1 protein-coding gene is annotated in these 725 nt (G+C 44.0%); it reads left to right on the top strand.

Going from position 1 to position 725, the window contains the following annotated elements; translation table 11 throughout:
• Positions 1-53: 53 nt before the first annotated feature.
• The coding region (locus CWC11_RS20430; RefSeq protein WP_171038472.1) for an IS66 family transposase zinc-finger binding domain-containing protein at positions 54-725 on the top strand (672 nt) is incomplete at its 3' end.

Below are 725 nucleotides of genomic sequence, written 5' to 3'. Positions count from 1 at the left end.
GGTTTAAGTTATTAACCCTATTCATTGTGCATAAAAGCCGTAAAATAAACGGCATGAACGATGTATTTACCTTACAACAACGCATTGCTGAGCTTGAAAAACAGCTTAAATATGAGCGCGAAGTATCTATACAGAAAGATGCTAAAATCGCCTATTTATATGAGCAATTCCGTTTAGCCCAACAAAAGCAATTCGGCAAAAGTGCTGAAGGCTTTGTAGGGCAAGGTGAATTATTTAATGAAGTTGAAGAGATTGCTGAGAAAGCTGAGCCAGAGCAGCAAGGAATTAGCTACACCCGCAACAAGCCTAAACGCAAGCCACTGCCAAAAGACTTACCCCGTGAACAAGTTATCCACGACATAGCAGATAAAAGCTGTGCATGTTGCGGTGGTGAGTTACATAAAATCGGTGAAGATACAGCTGAAAAGCTTGAGTTCATTCCAGCACACGTCAAAGTGATTGAACATATTCGCCCTAAATACGCCTGTCGTGAGTGTGAAAAATCAGGCACTGGGTCAACGATAAAGCAACAGCCTATGCCCGCCATGCCCATTAACAACGGCATTGCCCCCGCGAGCTTACTTAGCCAACTCATCACCAGTAAATATCAATATGGTTTACCGCTTCATCGCCAAGAGAGCATGTTTAAGCAATACGGCATTGAGCTGAGCCGCCAAACCATGAGCGATTGGGTGATTAAGTCAGCAGCGCTGTTTACCCCGCTG

It is taken from the genome of Pseudoalteromonas sp. S3178, from assembly GCF_005886985.1.
Classification (GTDB): Bacteria; Pseudomonadota; Gammaproteobacteria; order Enterobacterales; family Alteromonadaceae; genus Pseudoalteromonas; species Pseudoalteromonas carrageenovora.
The sequence above is the reverse complement of the archived record's forward strand: the minus strand, read 5'-3'. Positions and strand labels throughout refer to the sequence as shown.